The organism is Streptomyces sp. NPDC002787 (genome assembly GCF_053592095.1).
In genome coordinates this window covers 396,684-412,075 of the sequence record NZ_JBSFVC010000002.1, presented here as the reverse complement: position 1 = coordinate 412,075, position 15,392 = coordinate 396,684, and the positions used below count along the sequence as shown (strand labels likewise).

Genomic DNA, 15,392 nt, shown 5'->3' with positions numbered 1-15,392 from the left:
GCTGATCAGCGGGTGGATCAGGATGTGGTCAGGAGGCGGGGCGGCAGACGGGTCAGGGGGCGAAGGTGACGGGCAGCTTTGCGGGCTTGGCCCCGGTGGGCGGGACCTGGAGGGTCTTCAGGGCGAACTCCATGACCTCCTTGTAGATGGGCCCGCAGATCTGGCCGCCGAAGTAGCTGCCCTTGGTGGCGTTCTGGATCGCGCAGTAGACGGTGACCCGTGGCTTGTCGGCGGGCGCGAACCCGGCGAACGACGAGGTGTAGCCGCGGTATCTGCCGGTGGCCGGATCCACACGGTTGGCCGTACCCGTCTTGCCCGCGACCCGGTAGCCGGGGATGCGTGCCTTGGTGCCCGTGCCCTCGCGGTCGTCCACGACGGACTCCAGCATCCGGGCGAGGGTCTTCGCCGTCTTCTCGCTCACGACCCGGGTCTTCTCGGGCTTCGCGGCGGGGGTGAAGCGGCCGTCGGGGCCCTTGGTGCCGCGTACGAGGGTGGGTTCGACGCGTACGCCGCCGTTGGCGACCGTCGAGTAGACGGAGGCCGCCTGCATCGCGTTGATCGACATGCCCTGGCCGAAAGGGATCGTGTACTGCTGCGAGGTGGACCAGTCGCCGGGCGGGGCGAGGATGCCCTTGGTCTCGCCGGGGAAACCGAGACCGGTGGAGCCGCCGATGCCGAACTTCCGCAGGTACGAGTAAAGGATCTGGTTGGACTCCCGCTGGTTCCTGCCGAGTTCGCCGGTGGCGAGGATGGTGCCGATGTTGCTCGACTTGGCGAGGACGCCGTTGAGCGTCAGGTACCAGGTCGGGTGGTCGATGTCGTCCTGGAAGAGCCGGTCGCCGCGGTGCAGCCGGTTGGGCACGGTGACGTGCGTGTCCGGCGTGGCGACGTTCTCCTCCAGTACGGCCGCCATCGACATGACCTTGGCGGTGGAGCCGGGCTCGTAGGCGTCCTGGAGGGCCGCGTTGCCGAGGGCGTCCGGGTTCGCCTTGGTGAGGTCGTTGGGGTCGAAGCCGGGCGAGTTGGCCATGGCGAGGATCTCGCCGGTGCGGGTGTCCTGCACGATGACATAGCCGCGGTCCGCCCCGGACTTCTTCACCTGCTCGCTGATGGCGCTCTGCGCGGCCCACTGGATGTCGCGGTCGATGGTCAGCTCGACGTCGGACCCGGCCACGGCGGGGGTCTCGGTGGAGCCGGCGGTGGGCACCAGACGGCCCCCGGACTGGGCGTAGCGGATCTTGCCGTCCTTGCCCGACAGGGAAGTGTTCAGCTGCTGCTCGATGCCGCCGCCGCCCTTGCCCTCGGCGTTCACCCAGCCCAGTATCCCGGCGGCGAGGTCGCCGTTGGGGTACACGCGCTTGCTGCTGGGCTCCTGGAAGACGCCCGCCAGGACGTTGACCGTGGTCTTGTCCTTCTGGGCCTTCTTGACGAGCGCTGTCTTCAGGTCGCTGATCTGGTTCCAGACCTGCGGGGTCTGCCGGCGGGCGAGCAGCACGTAGCGGGTGTTCTTGGTGCGCAGCTTCTCGGTGACCGTCTCCTGGTCGGCGCCGAGGATCGGCGCGAGGAGTGCGGCGGCCTGCTCGGGCCCGTCGTCGATCTTGAGCTGCTCGCGCGTGAACATCGTCGGGTCGGCCGTGATGTCGTTGGCGTCGGTGCTGATGGCGAGGGCGACGCCGTTGCGGTCGGTGATCCCGCCGCGCTCGGCGGCCAGCACCCGGCCGACGTACCGGTTCTGGTCGGCCTTGGCCGCGTACTCGCTCGCGTCGACGGCCTGCACCTGAAGGAGCCGTACGACGAAGGCGAGCATCACCAGCGTCAGCGCGAGGCTCACCATGCGCAGCCGGGGGCGGGGGCTGCCCAGGCGGATGGTGCGCCCGGGCGGCTGCCAGGGCTTGGCCGGGCGGCGCTGCGCGCCGGGGCGGGCGCCGGGGCCGGGGCGGCGCTGCTGGCCGCTCGGACGCACGGGCCGGGCGGGTCCGGGTACGCGGCGGCGGGGGGGTTGCCTGCCTGAATCGGCCACTTCCGTCACCTGCCGGGGGTCGTCGGGAGCTGGGTGGACTGTACGGACGGGGTGGTGGGGGTGAGGGCGGGGCTGGGGGTGGCCGCGGGCTCCGGCGTCTGTGGCTGCGGCTGTGTGTACGTCTGCGGCTGCGGCTGTGTCCGCGTCGGGGAGTCCGCGGGCGTGGGGCTCGACGTGGAGCTCGGGGTGGGGGTCGGGTTCGCGGGCGGGCCGGGGTCGAGGACCTCGGGTGCGAGGACGAGCGGCACGCGGGCCACGGCCTGCCGGGCGGCGCTCGGTACGCCCTTGACTGTGCCGTCGGGGTTCAGGAAGGCCGGGTCGCCGCCGGGGACCATGCCCAGCTCGCGGGCGCGGCGCTGAAGGGCCTCGGGCGCGGAGTAGGCGTCCACGTCCCGCTGGAGCGCCTGTTCCTCGTCGGTGTAGCTCTTCACGTCGTCCTGGAGGTCGTCGAGCTTGAACGACCCTTCGCTCAGCGCGGAGTTCAGCACGAGGAGGCCGATGAGGCCGCCGCCCAGCAGCAGGACGACCAGGAGGACGAACGGGGTGCGGGCGGCTCCCTTGGGCCTCATGGGCAGGAGCCGTGCGAGACGGGCGGCCCGGCCCCTCAGTTCGGGTTTCCTGTTCACGCACCCTCCCTGTGAGTTCGTTCTCCCAACTCACTCACCGTCCCCGCGAGTTCGCTTTTCGGACTCACTCACCGTCCCCTTCACACACCGTGTGGGGCCGCCTCGTACGCCTCATTCGACGTCCTCCCGCACGCGCTCCGCTCCGCGCAGGCGTGCGGGGGCGGCGCGCCGGTTCTCGGCGACCTCTTCCTCGGTGGGAAGTTCGGCACCACGGGTGAGGAGCTTGAGCCGCGGCTGGTACCGCTCGGGGACGACGGGCAGTCCGGGGGGCGCGGTGGTGGCGGCGCCCGCCGCGAAGACGTGCTTGACGAGGCGGTCCTCGAGCGAGTGGTACGACAGCACGGCGATCCGGCCACCGACCGCGAGGGCCTTCACGGCGGCGGGGATCGCCCGTTCCAGGACGGTGAGTTCGCCGTTGACCTCGATGCGCAGGGCCTGGAAGGTGCGCTTGGCGGGGTTGCCGCCGGTGCGCTTGGCGGCCTGCGGCAGGGAGTCGCGGATCAGTTCGACGAGGCGGGCGCTGTTGCTGAAGGGCTCCTTGTCGCGCTCGCGCACGATCGCGGAGACGATCCGCTTGGCCTGCTTCTCCTCGCCGTACGCCCGGAGGATCCGGACGAGTTCGCCCGCCGGGTAGGTGTTGAGGACCTCGGCGGCGCTGATGCCGGTCGTCTGGTCCATCCGCATGTCGAGGGGCGCGTCCTGGGCGTAGGCGAAGCCCCGGCCGGCCTCGTCGAGTTGCATGGAGGAGACGCCGAGGTCGAACAGGACGCCCTGGACCCGAGGCATTCCCAGGCGGTCGAGCACGTCGGGGAGTTCGTCGTAGACGGCGTGCACGAGCGTGGCGCGCTCACCGAAGGGGGCGAGCCGTTCGCCGGAGAGGCGCAGGGCCTCCTTGTCGCGGTCGAGGGCGACGAGCCGGGCCTCGGGGAACCGGGTGAGCAGCGCCTCGCTGTGGCCGCCGAGGCCGAGTGTGCAGTCGACCACCACCGCGCCGGGCTCCGTGAGGGCCGGGGCCAGCATGTCCAGGCATCGCTGGAGCATGACGGGGACGTGGCGGCTGTTGCTCAAGGGGCCCTCTCAGGTCCGGCGCGAGCCGCACGTACGCGCCGCGCACGCGGGGAGACGCCGGGCTGTCACCGGTTCTCCTTGGGGTTTCGGTCCAGCAGGGGGCCTCGCCCCTCGCTCGGCGCCACTTTAGTCCACGCCCCTGCGCGGTCAATCAACCGGCCTGCGCGTCGCGACACGGTCCCGCCGAGGCCGCGCATGCGGATAAATCACCCGTACGGCCGTGATCCCGCCACTCCTGTGGGTTACCTCACAACAAGCGCCAATGACGTTCTTTGTCCTCTCTCACAGAGCGCCCTCCGGGGGCGTGACCAGTACCGTCATGGTTATGACGACCTCCGCAGCAGTTCCCACCGGGCCCGAAGGCGCCATATCCGACGGCACCGTCACCGACCGCCTCGTCGAGGCGAACGAGCGGTACGCCGCCGCGTTCACCGACCCGGGGATGGACGCCCGCCCCGTCCTCCGTGTCGCGGTCGTGGCCTGTATGGACGCCCGCCTCGACCTGCACGACGCGCTCGGCCTGGAGCTGGGCGACTGTCACACCATCCGTAACGCGGGCGGTGTGGTCACCGACGACGTGATCCGCTCCCTCACCATCAGCCAGCGCAAGCTCGGCACCCGCAGCATCGTCCTCATCCACCACACCGGCTGCGGCCTGGAGGCCCTCACCGAGGACTTCCGCACCGAACTGGAGGCCGAGGTCGGCCAGCGCCCGGCCTGGGCGGTGGAGTCCTTCCGGGACGTCGACCAGGACGTACGGCAGTCCATGCAGCGCGTGCGGACCAACCCGTTCCTGCTGCACACCGACGACGTACGCGGCTTCGTCTTCGACGTGAAGACGGGCCTGCTCCGGGAGGTCGACCCGGTCTGAGCGCGGTCGAACCGGCCCGCCCGTGGGGCCCGTACAGCCCGCGGGCGGTCCCGCGCAGCCCGGGTTTCCTGTCAATCTCCTGGCATTTCGCCGTTCAAAGAGCCGCAAGTCTGACATATCGCGGCCAGTTATCCACAGGCGAGTGACACGGATTGGTAACGGCAGCAAGAATGCGTGTGTGACGTCACGCTGAGCAGTTCGCGCGTGGTGTCCGTGTTTCGGGGTGGGCCGGTCCGCATCGCAGAGCGACGGCCCGGAGAAAGAACGGGCCGAGGAGGGCCGGGTGACGACCTATGACGATCGAGCGAGCCTCACTGATCTGACCAGCACTGTGGAGCGAGTCCGCAGTTCGGTCGAAGGAGTGATCGAGGGCAAGCCTGAGGTCGTACGGCTTTCGCTGACAGTGCTGCTCGCCGAGGGACATCTTCTGATCGAAGACGTCCCCGGCGTCGGCAAGACCATGCTGGCCAAGGCACTGGCGCGGTCCATCGACTGTTCCGTGCGGCGTATCCAGTTCACGCCGGACCTGCTGCCGTCGGACATCACGGGTGTGTCCATCTGGGACCAGCAGCGCAAGGAGTTCGAGTTCAAGCCGGGCGCGATCTTCTCGCAGATCGTGATCGGCGACGAGATCAACCGCGCCTCGCCGAAGACGCAGTCCGCGCTCCTGGAGTCCCTGGAGGAGCGCCAGGTCACGATCGACGGCCAGACCTACGAGCTGCCGAGCCCCTTCATGGTGGTGGCCACGCAGAACCCGGTCGAGATGGAGGGCACCTACCCGCTGCCGGAGGCACAGCGCGACCGCTTCATGGCGCGCGTCTCCGTCGGCTACCCCAGCCCGGAGGCCGAGCTGCAGATGCTCGACGTCCACGGCGGGGTCTCGCCGCTGGAGGACATGCAGCCGGTGGCGCACGCGCACGAGATCGTGAAGCTGATCGAGGCCGTCCGCAATGTGCACGTCGCGGAAACGGTCCGGCGCTACGCGGTGGACCTGGTGGGCGCCACCCGCACCCACCCGGACCTCAGACTCGGCGCCTCGCCGCGTGCCACGCTGCATCTGCTGCGCGCGGCGAGGGCGACCGCCGCCCTGAGCGGCCGGGAGTACGCGCTGCCGGACGACATCCAGTCGCTCGCCGTGGCCATCCTCGCCCACCGGCTGCTGCCCACCGCCCAGGCCCAGCTCAACCGCCGTACGCCGGAGCAGGTGGTCCAGGAGATCCTTCAGCGCACGCCCGTGCCGCAGGCTCCCCAGGCGCAGAGCGGCTTCGGCTCGGTCCACACCGCGCCCGCGTACCCGCAGCAACCGCCGCGGAGGCTTGGATGACCACCGCCGGGCCGGCGCCCACCCCGGAGCAGGACAAGGGCGGGCCGCGCACGGCCCTCGCCGGCCTCACCACACGCGGGCGCTCCTTCCTGGCCGCCGGCATAGCCGCCGCCATATGCGCGTACGTCCTCGGGCAGAGCGATCTGCTCCGGGTCGGCCTGCTGCTGGCCGTGCTGCCGCTGGTCTGCGCGACCGTGCTGTACCGCACCCGCTACCGGGTCGCGGGCAGCCGCCGCCTCTCCCCCTCGCGCGTGCCCGCCGGCAGCGAGGCCCGTGTCCATCTGCGGATGGACAACGTCTCGCGGCTGCCCACCGGGCTGCTGATGCTGCAGGACCGGGTGCCGTACGTGCTCGGTCCGCGTCCCCGGTTCGTCCTGGACCGGGTGGAGGCGGGCGGCCGCCGTGAGGTGTCGTACCGCGTCCGCTCCGATCTGCGCGGCCGCTACCCTCTGGGCCCGCTCCAGCTGCGCCTGACCGATCCGTTCGGGATGTGCGAGCTGACCCGTTCCTTCTCGACGTACGACACGCTCACGGTCGTCCCGCGCGTGGAGGCGCTGCCGCCGGTGCGGCTGAGCGGGGAGGCGAAGGGGTACGGCGACGGCCGGCAGCGCTCGCTGGCGCTGGCCGGCGAGGACGACGTGATCCCCCGCGGCTACCGGCACGGCGACGACCTGCGCCGGGTGCACTGGCGCTCGACCGCGCGCTACGGCGAGCTGATGGTCCGCCGCGAGGAACAGCCGCAGCGCGCCCGCTGCACGGTGCTGCTGGACACCCGCGCCGAGGCGTATCTCGGCGCGGGCCCGGACTCGGCCTTCGAGTGGGCCGTCTCCGGCGCCGCGTCCATGCTGGTGCACATGCTCGAACGAGGCTTCTCCGTAAGGCTGTTGACCGACACCGGCAACTCCGTGCCCGGTGAGGGCGCCGACGGTTTCGCGGGCGCCAGCCAGGAGTCGGCCGACGCGGCCGGGCTGATGATGGACACCCTCGCGGTCGTCGACCACTCGGACGGCACGGGCCTGTCGCCCGCGTACGAGGTGCTGCGGGGCGGCAACGAGGGGCTGCTGGTCGCCTTCCTCGGCGACCTCGACGAGGAGCAGGCGACGGTGATCGGCAAGATGCGTCAGCGCAGCGGCGGGGCGGTCGCCTTCCTGCTGGACAGCGAGGCATGGACGACCGAACCGGGCGAGGTGCCCGGTGCCGGCGGCGCCGGCGAGGAGTCGCTGCGTCTGCTGCACGACGCGGGCTGGACGGCGCTGACGGTGCCGCGTGGCGCCTCGCTGACGGACCTGTGGCGCCAGGCGGACCAGCAGCGCACGGGCGTGATGTCCGGGAGCGCCGGGGAGGGGTGGTCATGAGCGGTCGGGCGAGGATGGCGCTGTGCGCCTGGGCCGCCACGATCATGGCGGCGTGCGCGCTGCTGCCGCTGGTCGACCCGGCGACCTGGATCTTCCAGGCGGCCCTCATGCTGGGCGTGCAGGCCGGTGTGGGAGCGCTCACCCGGCGGGTGCCGCTGGCCCGGCCGCTGACCGTGGCCGCGCAGGCGCTGGTCGCGCTGATGATGCTGACGCTGGTCTTCGCCCGGGAGCAGGCGGTGGCCGGGATCGTCCCCGGCCCGGAGGCGTTCCAGCACTTCGGGACGTTGCTGCAGACCGGTGCCGAGGACGTCGGGCGGTACGCCATCCCGGCGCCGCTGAGCGAGGGCATCCGGCTGATGATCATCGGCGGGGTGCTGGTGGTCGGCCTCCTGGTCGACGCGCTCGCGGTGACGTTCCGCAGCGCGGCCCCGGCCGGTCTGCCGCTGCTCGCGCTGTACTCGGTCGCCGCGGGCCTCTCCGACGGCGCCGCGTGGCTGTGGTTCGTGCTGGCGTCCGCCGGCTATCTGCTGCTGCTCCTGACCGAGAGCCGTGACCGGCTCTCGCAGTGGGGCCGTGTCTTCGGCGGCGCCCCCAACGGCCCGCGCCCGGAGTCGGGGGACGCGGCCGTCGCCCCGGTGCGCACCGGGCGACGCATCGGCGCCGTCGCGCTGGGCATCGCCCTGGTGGTGCCGCTCGGGCTGCCCTCCCTCGACGGCGGGCTGCTGGACGGTGCGGGCGCCGGCATCGGCGCAGGCTCCGGTGGCGGCGGCACGATCTCCGCGGTGAACCCCCTGGTGTCGCTGCGCGACAGCCTGAACGTGGACGAGGACCGCCAGGTCCTGTCCTACCGCACCAACACGGACAACGTGCAGGAGATGTATCTGCGGATCGTCTCCCTGGACGACTTCGACGGCACCTCCTGGAAGCCGACCGAGCGCTCCATCACGGAGGTGCCGGACGACTTCGGCACGCCGACCGGCCTCAGCACCGACGTCAAGCGGTCGACGATCACGACCCGCATCGCCGCGGCGGAGGACTACGAGCAGGACTGGCTGCCGATGCCGTATCCGGTGACCGGTGTGGACATCGACGGCGACTGGCGGTACGAGCCCGTGGGGCGCACCCTCGTCGGTGATCACGAGCAGGACACCAAGGGTGCCCAGTACACGGTCGAGAGCCTGATCGTGCAGCCCACGGCGGAGCAGCTCTCCTCGGCGCCGGAGCCGCCGCCGTCCCTGCGGCGGGAGTACACCAAGGTGCCCGCCTCGCTGCCGTCGGTGGTGTCGCGGACGGCGCTGGAGGTCACCAAGGGCGCTACGAACGACTACGAGCGGGCCGTGAAGCTGCAGGACTGGTTCGCGTTCAGCGGCGAGTTCACCTACGACACCGAGGTGCGGTCCGGCACGGGCGCGCGGGCGATAGCCCGGTTCCTGGAGGAGAAGGAGGGCTTCTGCGTCCACTTCTCCTTCGCGATGGCGTCCATGGCCCGCACGCTGGGCATACCGGCCCGGGTCGCGGTGGGCTTCACGCCCGGTACGCCGCAGACGAACGGCACGATGTCGGTGGGCCTGCGCGACGCGCACGCCTGGCCGGAGCTGTACTTCGAGGGGGTGGGCTGGACCCGCTTCGAGCCCACCCCGAACCGGGGCACGACCCCTCCGTACACGGTGCCGGAGGACACCGGGACCGGCGGTCTGCCCGAGGTGCCCCGGCCCTCGCAGTCGGCGTCCGCGGAGCCGTCTGCCGAGCCGTCGGCGAGCGAGAGCTGCACGCCGCAGGAGGCCAAGCTGGGGGCCTGCGGGAGCGCGTCCGCGGCGGCGGTGGCGGGCTCCGACGACGACGAGGGCTCGCTCTGGAGTCTGCTGTTCTTCTCGCCCTGGACCTTGCTGACCGTTCCAGGAGCGCTATTGGTGCTGGCGATCCCGTTGCTGCCGATGCTGTGGCGGCTCAGGGTCCGGTCCGTACGGCTCGGCGCGCACGAGGGTGCGCTGCCCAAGGCGGCCCTCGGCTCGCCCGCCGCGCGGGAGGTGACCGACGAAGGTGGCGTGGTGGGGGGACCCCAGGCGCCACCGGGCCAGGCTCCCGCGTACAGCCGCTCGGAGGCCGCGGCGGCCCATGCGCTGGCCGCGTGGCAGGAGGTGACCGACACGGCGTGGGACTACGGGATCGCGCCGGACGAGTCGCAGACGCCCCGCATGGCCGCCGCGCGGATCGTGCGACTGGGGCAGCTGGAGCCGTCGGCCGCAGACGCGGTGCACCGGGTGGCGGCGGCGGTGGAGCAGGTTCTCTTCGCTCCGCGGCCGCAGGTCCCGTCGGGTCTCGCCCGGGACACGCACCAGATCGAGGTGGGCCTGCGGGCGCACGCCGACCGCCGGACGAAGCTGCGGGCACTGCTGCTGCCCCGTTCGACCGTCCGTGTGGCCTGGGCCCTCTCCGCCCGCTGGGCGGCGGCCAGGGACGATCTGCTGGCCCGCATGCCGACACCGCGCCTGCCCTGGCGACGCCCCTCGACGAGCCAGAACGGCTGAGGCGACGCATAGGTCTGCCCCCACCGGGTTCGCCCGGTGGGGGCAAAGGTATGCAGCCACCAGGTTCCCTCGGTGAGGGCAGACATATGCAGCCACCAGGTTCGCCCGGCGGGGGCGGATGTCTGGAGCCGGCTTTACCGGTAGGGGACGATACGCGGCCGTTCGATTTCCGGGCGTGCGTGAAGGGTGACCGCCCTGAGGGTGGTCACCCTTCGTCCGTCTTCAGCTGTGGCTGGCGAATCGGCGATCCGGCGGGCTCAGTGGCCGCCCTGCTCGTCACGACGGCGCTGCCAGCGCTGTTCGATTCGGTCCATCATGGAGCGGCGCTGTCGTGTCTGACGACCCGCACCGGCGGAGCCTGCTGCGGCACCGGTGGGCTGCTCACCCGGCTTGGGGGCCTTGCGCCAACCGGTGACGGCGAGCACCGCACAGCCCAGCATGACGAGGAACCCCACCACGCTGACCCAGATCTGCTGTGCGACCATTCCGGCCATGAGGAGCGCGATACCCACCAGAAAGCCCGCGACCGCCTGGTAGACCCGCCGCCGGGTGTACGTACGCAGCCCGCTTCCCTCAAGCGCTGACGCGAACTTGGGATCTTCGGCGTACAGCGCTCGCTCCATCTGCTCGAGCATGCGCTGCTCGTGCTCTGAGAGCGGCACGGAGTCCTCCTCATCGTGCGGTCGCCGGAGCGACCCGGGGGGTCCTCTTCAGGATAGGCAGGGAATCGCCCCCTTGAAACCCGCCCCTCTACGCCAATTCGCCAACCGGAACCCGCCATGGCACCCCGACTCGCTGAGGTGTGAATTCCCCAGCGAACGGCCCGTCATGCCGGAACGGTCTCCCTCGATCATACGGCTCCGAGCGCCCGATGGGGTGGCCTGTGGCGTACTCCATCCGCCGCCCAGCCCCTGATCAGCGGGTCACCCTCATTCGCCTCGGGAGACGGGTCAGGACTCGGCGGCCCCTCGCGTCTCGCCCAGCACATGGAGTTGCGTCGCCACGGAGTGGAAGGCGGGCAGTTCGGCGGCCGCCGCCTCCAGCTTGAGCAGGGCGTCCAGCGCGCCGGGTTCGGTGTCCACGAGGACGCCGGGAACCAGGTCGGCGAAGACCCGGACTCCGTGCACGGCGGCGACCCGGAGGCCCGCGCCCTCGACAAGCGAGGTGAGCTGCTCGGCGGTGAAGCGGTGGGGCACCGGATCACCCTCGCCCCAGCGTCCGTTCGGGTCGTCGAGCGCCTGCCTGGCCTCCTTGAAGTGGCCGGCGAGGGCCCGCGCGAGCACCGCGCCGCCCAGACCGGCGGCGAGCAGGCTGAGCACCCCCTCGGCGCGCAGCGCGGCGACCGCGTTGCCGATGCCCTCGGCCGGGTCGTCCACGTACTCCAGGACGCCGTGGCACAGCACCGCGTCGTATCCGCCGCGGTCGACGACGTCGAAGAGGCCGTGCGCGTCGCCCTGGACGCCCTGGACGCGCTCGGCGACACCGGCCTCGGCGGCCCGGCGCTCCAACGCGAACAGCGCGTTGGGGCTGGGGTCGACGACGGTGACGCGGTGGCCGAGGCGGGCCACGGGCACCGCGAACTTGCCGCTGCCGCCACCGGTGTCCAGCACGTCGAGCGACTCTCGTCCGGCGGCCTTCACCCGGCGGTCGAGGGCGTCCTGGAGGACCTCCCAGACCACGGCGGTACGGAGGGAGGCGCGGGGCCGGAAGGGATCGGAGCGCAGCGACGTCGGCTCAGGGTGGTGGTGGGAGACGGGTGGGCGCATCGGGTCCGACACGGCAGTTGACTCCTCGGCGGGGCACCGCCTGGCGTGCGGCGGAGCGATGGGCTTGCGTCTCCGCCGGGGCCGTGGCCGCGGCGGAGTATTGCGGATGCCCCAACCCTAATGGGCGGCGCCGGGGCGGCCGGTCAGCCCGCGTCCGGGACGCCCGGGGCGCCGTCCTGCCGGGGGTGCGGCAGCACCGGCTGGAGCACCAGCATCCGCTCGACGAGGCGCAGGAACATCGCGACGTCACGTATGAGGTCGTCGGCGTCACGTGCGCTCGCCGCGCCCTGTATGCCCGCCTCGGCGCGTGCCCGGCGGGCGGCCCCGGAGGCGAACAGCGCGCTCCATTCGGCGAGTTCGGGCGCTATCTCGGGGAGCACTTCCCAGGCGCTCCGGATCTTGGCCCGGCGCTTCGGGGTGGGCTCCGGGCGGCCCCGGGCGGCGAGCACCGCGGCGGCCGTGCGCAGGGCGGCGAGGTGGGCGGTGGCGTATCGCTCGTTGGGCGTCGGGAGTCCGGACGCCTCGTCGAGGCCGGAGCGGGCCTTGGCGAGCAGGTCGAGGGCGGCGGGCGGGGCCGTCGCCCGGCGCAGCACGGGGTGCACGTCGCTCGCCGGGCCGGTCAGTGAGGGGGCAGGGCCGGGGGCGCGGCGCCGATGGGCGGCTGCTGCGTGGTGACTGGCCATGACGAACCTCCTGTCGTCTTCGTGACGGCACGCCCTGACACGAGGTGCCGTATGTGTTCATCGTGCGGTATGCCACTGACAATCCGTTCTGACCTGCACTTTTGCTTCGATCAGAGGTTCGGAGTAGTTTTTGCACTGACCAGTCAGTTCAAAAACTTGCAGGGGGTCCGGGGGTAATGGACGAACCACGGGTGGCGGACGACACCGGGCCGGAGACGGTCGGTGGAGTCGCTGTCGATGCCGAGGGCTTCGGGCTCAAGGGGCCGCGCGGCTGGGCGTTCAGGAGTGTCGCGTTCCGTGCGGAGGCAGGTTCGCTGGTCGCCGTCGAGGGGCCGTCCGGGTCGGGCCGGACCTGTCTGCTGCTCGCGCTCACCGGGCGCATGAAGCCGAGCGAGGGCCACGCCACGGTCGGCTCCCTCCGGCTGCCGAAGCGGATGGCCGCCGTCCGCAGGATCAGCGCCCTCGCCCACGTCCCCGGTGTGACCGACCTCGACCCGGCACTGACCGTCGGCGAGCACCTGCGTGAACGGGCGCTGCTGCAGCGGCGGTTCGACGGCTCCCTGCGCGGGCTGCTGCGGCCCCGGGCCGAGCGCGCCACCGAGGCGAAGCTCCGCGTCGAGGCCGCCCTGACCGCCGCCGGGCTCGACCGCGACGCGCTGCCCAAGGGCACGCGGACCGCCGTGCGCGACCTGGACCGGCTGGAGGCCCTGCGGCTGTCCGTCGCCCTCGCCCTCATCGGCCGGCCCCGGCTGCTCGGGATCGACGACACCGACCTGAAGCTCTCCGACGCCGAACGGGTCGAGGTGTGGGCCCTGTTGAGGTCCCTCACCGAGTCCGGGACCACGGTGGTGGCGGTGTGCAGCGAGGCCCCGGAGGGGGCGGTCGTCGTCTCGACGGCACCCGGGAAACCGGAGAAACCCGAGACCGACGAGAACCCCGACGACGAGAACCCCGACGACGAGAACCCCGCCCACGCGAACCCCACCCACGAGAACCGAAACGACGAGAACCCCGACGACGACAAGGAGACGGCCGATGCGCTCGCCGAAACTCGCCGCGCTTGAGCTCAGGCGGTTCGGCCGGGGCAAGCTGCCGCGGGCCGCGCTGGTCTCGCTCCTGCTGCTGCCGCTGCTGTACGGCGCCCTGTACCTGTGGTCCTTCTGGGACCCGTACGGCCGTCTGGACCGCATCCCCGTGGCGTTGGTGAACGACGACCGGGGGGCGTCGGTCGGCAAGCAGAAGCTGACCGCCGGCGACGACATCGCCAAGGGGCTGCGGGACAGCGACACCTTCGAGTGGCACCGGGTGAGCGCCGCCGAGGCCCGGAAGGGCGTCGAGGACGGCACGTACTACCTGTCGTTGACCATGCCGGAGGACTTCAGCGAGCGGGTCGCGTCCAGCTCCGGGGACGTGCCGGAGACGGGCGCCCTCCAGGTGCGGACGAACGACGCGAACAACTACATCGTCGGGCAGATCTCTCGGACGGTGTTCTCGGAGGTGCGGACGGCGGCGTCGACGAAGGCGTCGCGGTCGTTCCTGGACCGGATCTTCATCTCGTTCTCCGACATCCATGACGAGACCCGGAAGGCGGCGGACGGCGCCGACGACCTCAAGGGCGGTATCGACAAGGCGGAGCAGGGCTCCAAGGACCTCGCGGACGGGCTGAAGGAGGCCAAGGACGGCAGCGGGAAGCTGTCCGGCGGTCTGCGGGAGCTGGACGAGGGCGCGGGCGATCTGGAGGACGGTGCCCAGCAGGTCGCGGACGGCACCGGGAAGCTCGCCGACAAGGTCGGCGGCGCGGCGGACCGGGTGCGGCCCTTCCTCGACGAGAACGGCGACACAATCGCCGACACCGCCACCCTGGTCGCCGACTCGGCGGCCACGATCCGCGGGCACCTCGACGCCTTCGTCAAGACGGCGCCGGCCGCCGAGACCGGCACCCGGGCCGCCTCCGACACCCTGGACGACGTCTACGAGCGCCGGTGCGAGAAGGCCGTACTGCCCGACGCGGCCTGCGCGGACCTGAAGAAGGCGAAGGACGCGGCGGCGGAGGCGGCGGTGCTCGCCGCGGACGTCAACACCGTGGTGAAGAACTACGGCGGTGACATGAAGGCGTTCGACAAGGACCTGGAGACCCTGGAGAAGCAGGCCCGCGCCCTCGCGAAGGCGGCGCCCACCCTCTCCGAGGACCTCGACGACGCCGTCGCCAAGGTGAACGCACTCGACAAGGGCGCCGCGAAGGTCGCCAAGGGTGCCAAGACGCTCCACACCGGGCTCGGCACGGCCAAGACCGGCGCGGAGGACCTCGACACGGGCGTCGGCGACCTGAAGACGGGCGCGGTCGACCTCAAGGGCGGCATGTACAAGCTGGCCGACGGCTCCGGGAAGCTCGCGGGCGGTCTGCACGACGGGGCCGAGCAGATCCCGGACTACGACCGGCAGGACCGCGACCGGCGCACCGAAGTGATGGCCGACCCGGTGCGGTTGGCCACCAGCGACCCGCACAAGGCGCCCAACTACGGCACCGGGTTCGCCCCGTACTTCATCCCGCTGTCCCTGTGGGTGGGCGCGATGGTGGCGTACATGCTGATCCAGCCGCTCAACCGGCGGGCCCTCGCGGCCGGTGCCTCGGCCTGGCGGATCGCGCTGGCGGGCTGGCTCCCGGTGGCCGCCCTGGGCGTGCTGCAGACGGTCGCGTTGATGGCGGTGCTGCACTGGGCGGTCGGGCTGGAGATGGCGCGGGCGGCCGGGACGGTGGGCTTCCTGTTCCTGGTCACGGCGTGCTTCGCGGCGATCGTGCAGTGGCTCAACGCGCGCTTCGGGGCGGCCGGCCGGATCCTCGTCCTCGCCTTCCTGATGCTCCAGTTGACGTCCGCGGGCGGCACGTATCCCGTGCAGACCAGCCCGGACTTCTTCAACGCGGTCCACCCCTTCCTGCCGATGAGCCATGTCGTCGACGCCCTCAGGAGGCTGATCACGGGCGGCGGTCTGGGCCCGGTCTGGCAGGCGTGCGCGGTGCTGGTGGCCTTCACCGTCGGCGCCCTCGCACTGACCGCCGTCTCCGCCCGCCGCAAGCAGGTGTGGACCCTGGACCGGCTGCACCCGGAGCTGAGTCTGTGAGCGAGCGGGCAACAGGGTCCGCGCACCGCGC

12 protein-coding genes are annotated in these 15,392 nt (G+C 71.9%); 6 read left to right on the top strand and 6 right to left on the bottom strand.

What is annotated here, in order from left to right:
• Window positions 1–52: 52 nt before the first annotated feature.
• The 3 genes from ACWD26_RS03940 to rsmH all read right to left on the bottom strand — a co-directional run bounded on the left by ACWD26_RS03940 (window position 53) and on the right by rsmH (window position 3,714).
• On the bottom strand, window positions 53–1,834 hold the full coding sequence (locus ACWD26_RS03940) for a peptidoglycan D,D-transpeptidase FtsI family protein (protein WP_451266004.1): 1,782 nt from the start codon (window positions 1,832–1,834) through the stop codon (window positions 53–55).
• A 191-nt stretch (window positions 1,835–2,025) separates the two neighbouring features.
• A complete protein-coding gene (locus ACWD26_RS03935; protein WP_451265911.1) occupies window positions 2,026–2,646 on the bottom strand; it encodes a hypothetical protein in 621 nt (206 codons plus the stop codon).
• A 111-nt stretch (window positions 2,647–2,757) separates the two neighbouring features.
• A complete protein-coding gene (gene rsmH, locus ACWD26_RS03930) occupies window positions 2,758–3,714 on the bottom strand; it encodes a 16S rRNA (cytosine(1402)-N(4))-methyltransferase RsmH (protein WP_451265909.1) in 957 nt (318 codons plus the stop codon).
• 325 nt (window positions 3,715–4,039) lie between these two features.
• On the opposite strand from rsmH, the gene ACWD26_RS03925 reads away from it, so the two are divergent.
• The 4 genes from ACWD26_RS03925 (at window position 4,040) to ACWD26_RS03910 (ending at window position 9,792) form a co-directional block, all read left to right on the top strand.
• Window positions 4,040–4,585, top strand: a complete 546-nt coding sequence (locus ACWD26_RS03925) for a beta-class carbonic anhydrase (protein ID WP_451265907.1) — start codon at window positions 4,040–4,042, stop codon at window positions 4,583–4,585.
• Between the two features lie 283 nt (window positions 4,586–4,868).
• Window positions 4,869–5,909: an AAA family ATPase gene (locus ACWD26_RS03920; RefSeq protein WP_451265905.1), complete on the top strand. Its 1,041-nt coding sequence runs from the start codon at window positions 4,869–4,871 to the stop codon at window positions 5,907–5,909.
• Window positions 5,906–7,264, top strand: coding sequence for a DUF58 domain-containing protein (locus ACWD26_RS03915; RefSeq protein ID WP_451265903.1), 1,359 nt, complete (start codon window positions 5,906–5,908; stop codon window positions 7,262–7,264). Before ACWD26_RS03920 ends, ACWD26_RS03915 begins: the two co-directional genes overlap by 4 nt.
• Window positions 7,261–9,792 (top strand): transglutaminase TgpA family protein, encoded by a 2,532-nt coding sequence (locus ACWD26_RS03910; protein ID WP_451265901.1) that lies wholly within the window; start codon window positions 7,261–7,263, stop codon window positions 9,790–9,792. Before ACWD26_RS03915 ends, ACWD26_RS03910 begins: the two co-directional genes overlap by 4 nt.
• A 257-nt stretch (window positions 9,793–10,049) precedes the next feature.
• Here ACWD26_RS03910 and ACWD26_RS03905 read toward each other — a convergent pair whose 3' ends face one another.
• The 3 genes from ACWD26_RS03905 to ACWD26_RS03895 all read right to left on the bottom strand — a co-directional run bounded on the left by ACWD26_RS03905 (window position 10,050) and on the right by ACWD26_RS03895 (window position 12,241).
• A complete protein-coding gene (locus ACWD26_RS03905) occupies window positions 10,050–10,454 on the bottom strand; it encodes a DUF3040 domain-containing protein (RefSeq protein WP_451265900.1) in 405 nt (134 codons plus the stop codon).
• A 288-nt stretch (window positions 10,455–10,742) separates the two neighbouring features.
• On the bottom strand, window positions 10,743–11,570 hold the full coding sequence (locus ACWD26_RS03900) for a methyltransferase (protein ID WP_451265898.1): 828 nt from the start codon (window positions 11,568–11,570) through the stop codon (window positions 10,743–10,745).
• Window positions 11,571–11,701: 131 nt separating this feature from the next.
• Window positions 11,702–12,241, bottom strand: a complete 540-nt coding sequence (locus ACWD26_RS03895) for an SAV_6107 family HEPN domain-containing protein (protein ID WP_451265896.1) — start codon at window positions 12,239–12,241, stop codon at window positions 11,702–11,704.
• 176 nt (window positions 12,242–12,417) lie between these two features.
• On the opposite strand from ACWD26_RS03895, the gene ACWD26_RS03890 reads away from it, so the two are divergent.
• Together ACWD26_RS03890 and ACWD26_RS03885 are read left to right on the top strand one after the other, a co-directional pair.
• A complete protein-coding gene (locus tag ACWD26_RS03890; RefSeq protein ID WP_451265894.1) occupies window positions 12,418–13,305 on the top strand; it encodes an ATP-binding cassette domain-containing protein in 888 nt (295 codons plus the stop codon).
• Complete coding sequence (locus ACWD26_RS03885; protein ID WP_451265892.1) at window positions 13,277–15,361, top strand: YhgE/Pip family protein; 2,085 nt, start codon at window positions 13,277–13,279, stop codon at window positions 15,359–15,361. The genes ACWD26_RS03890 and ACWD26_RS03885 overlap by 29 nt, the downstream gene beginning before the upstream one ends.
• The last annotated feature ends 31 nt before the right edge of the window (window positions 15,362–15,392 follow it).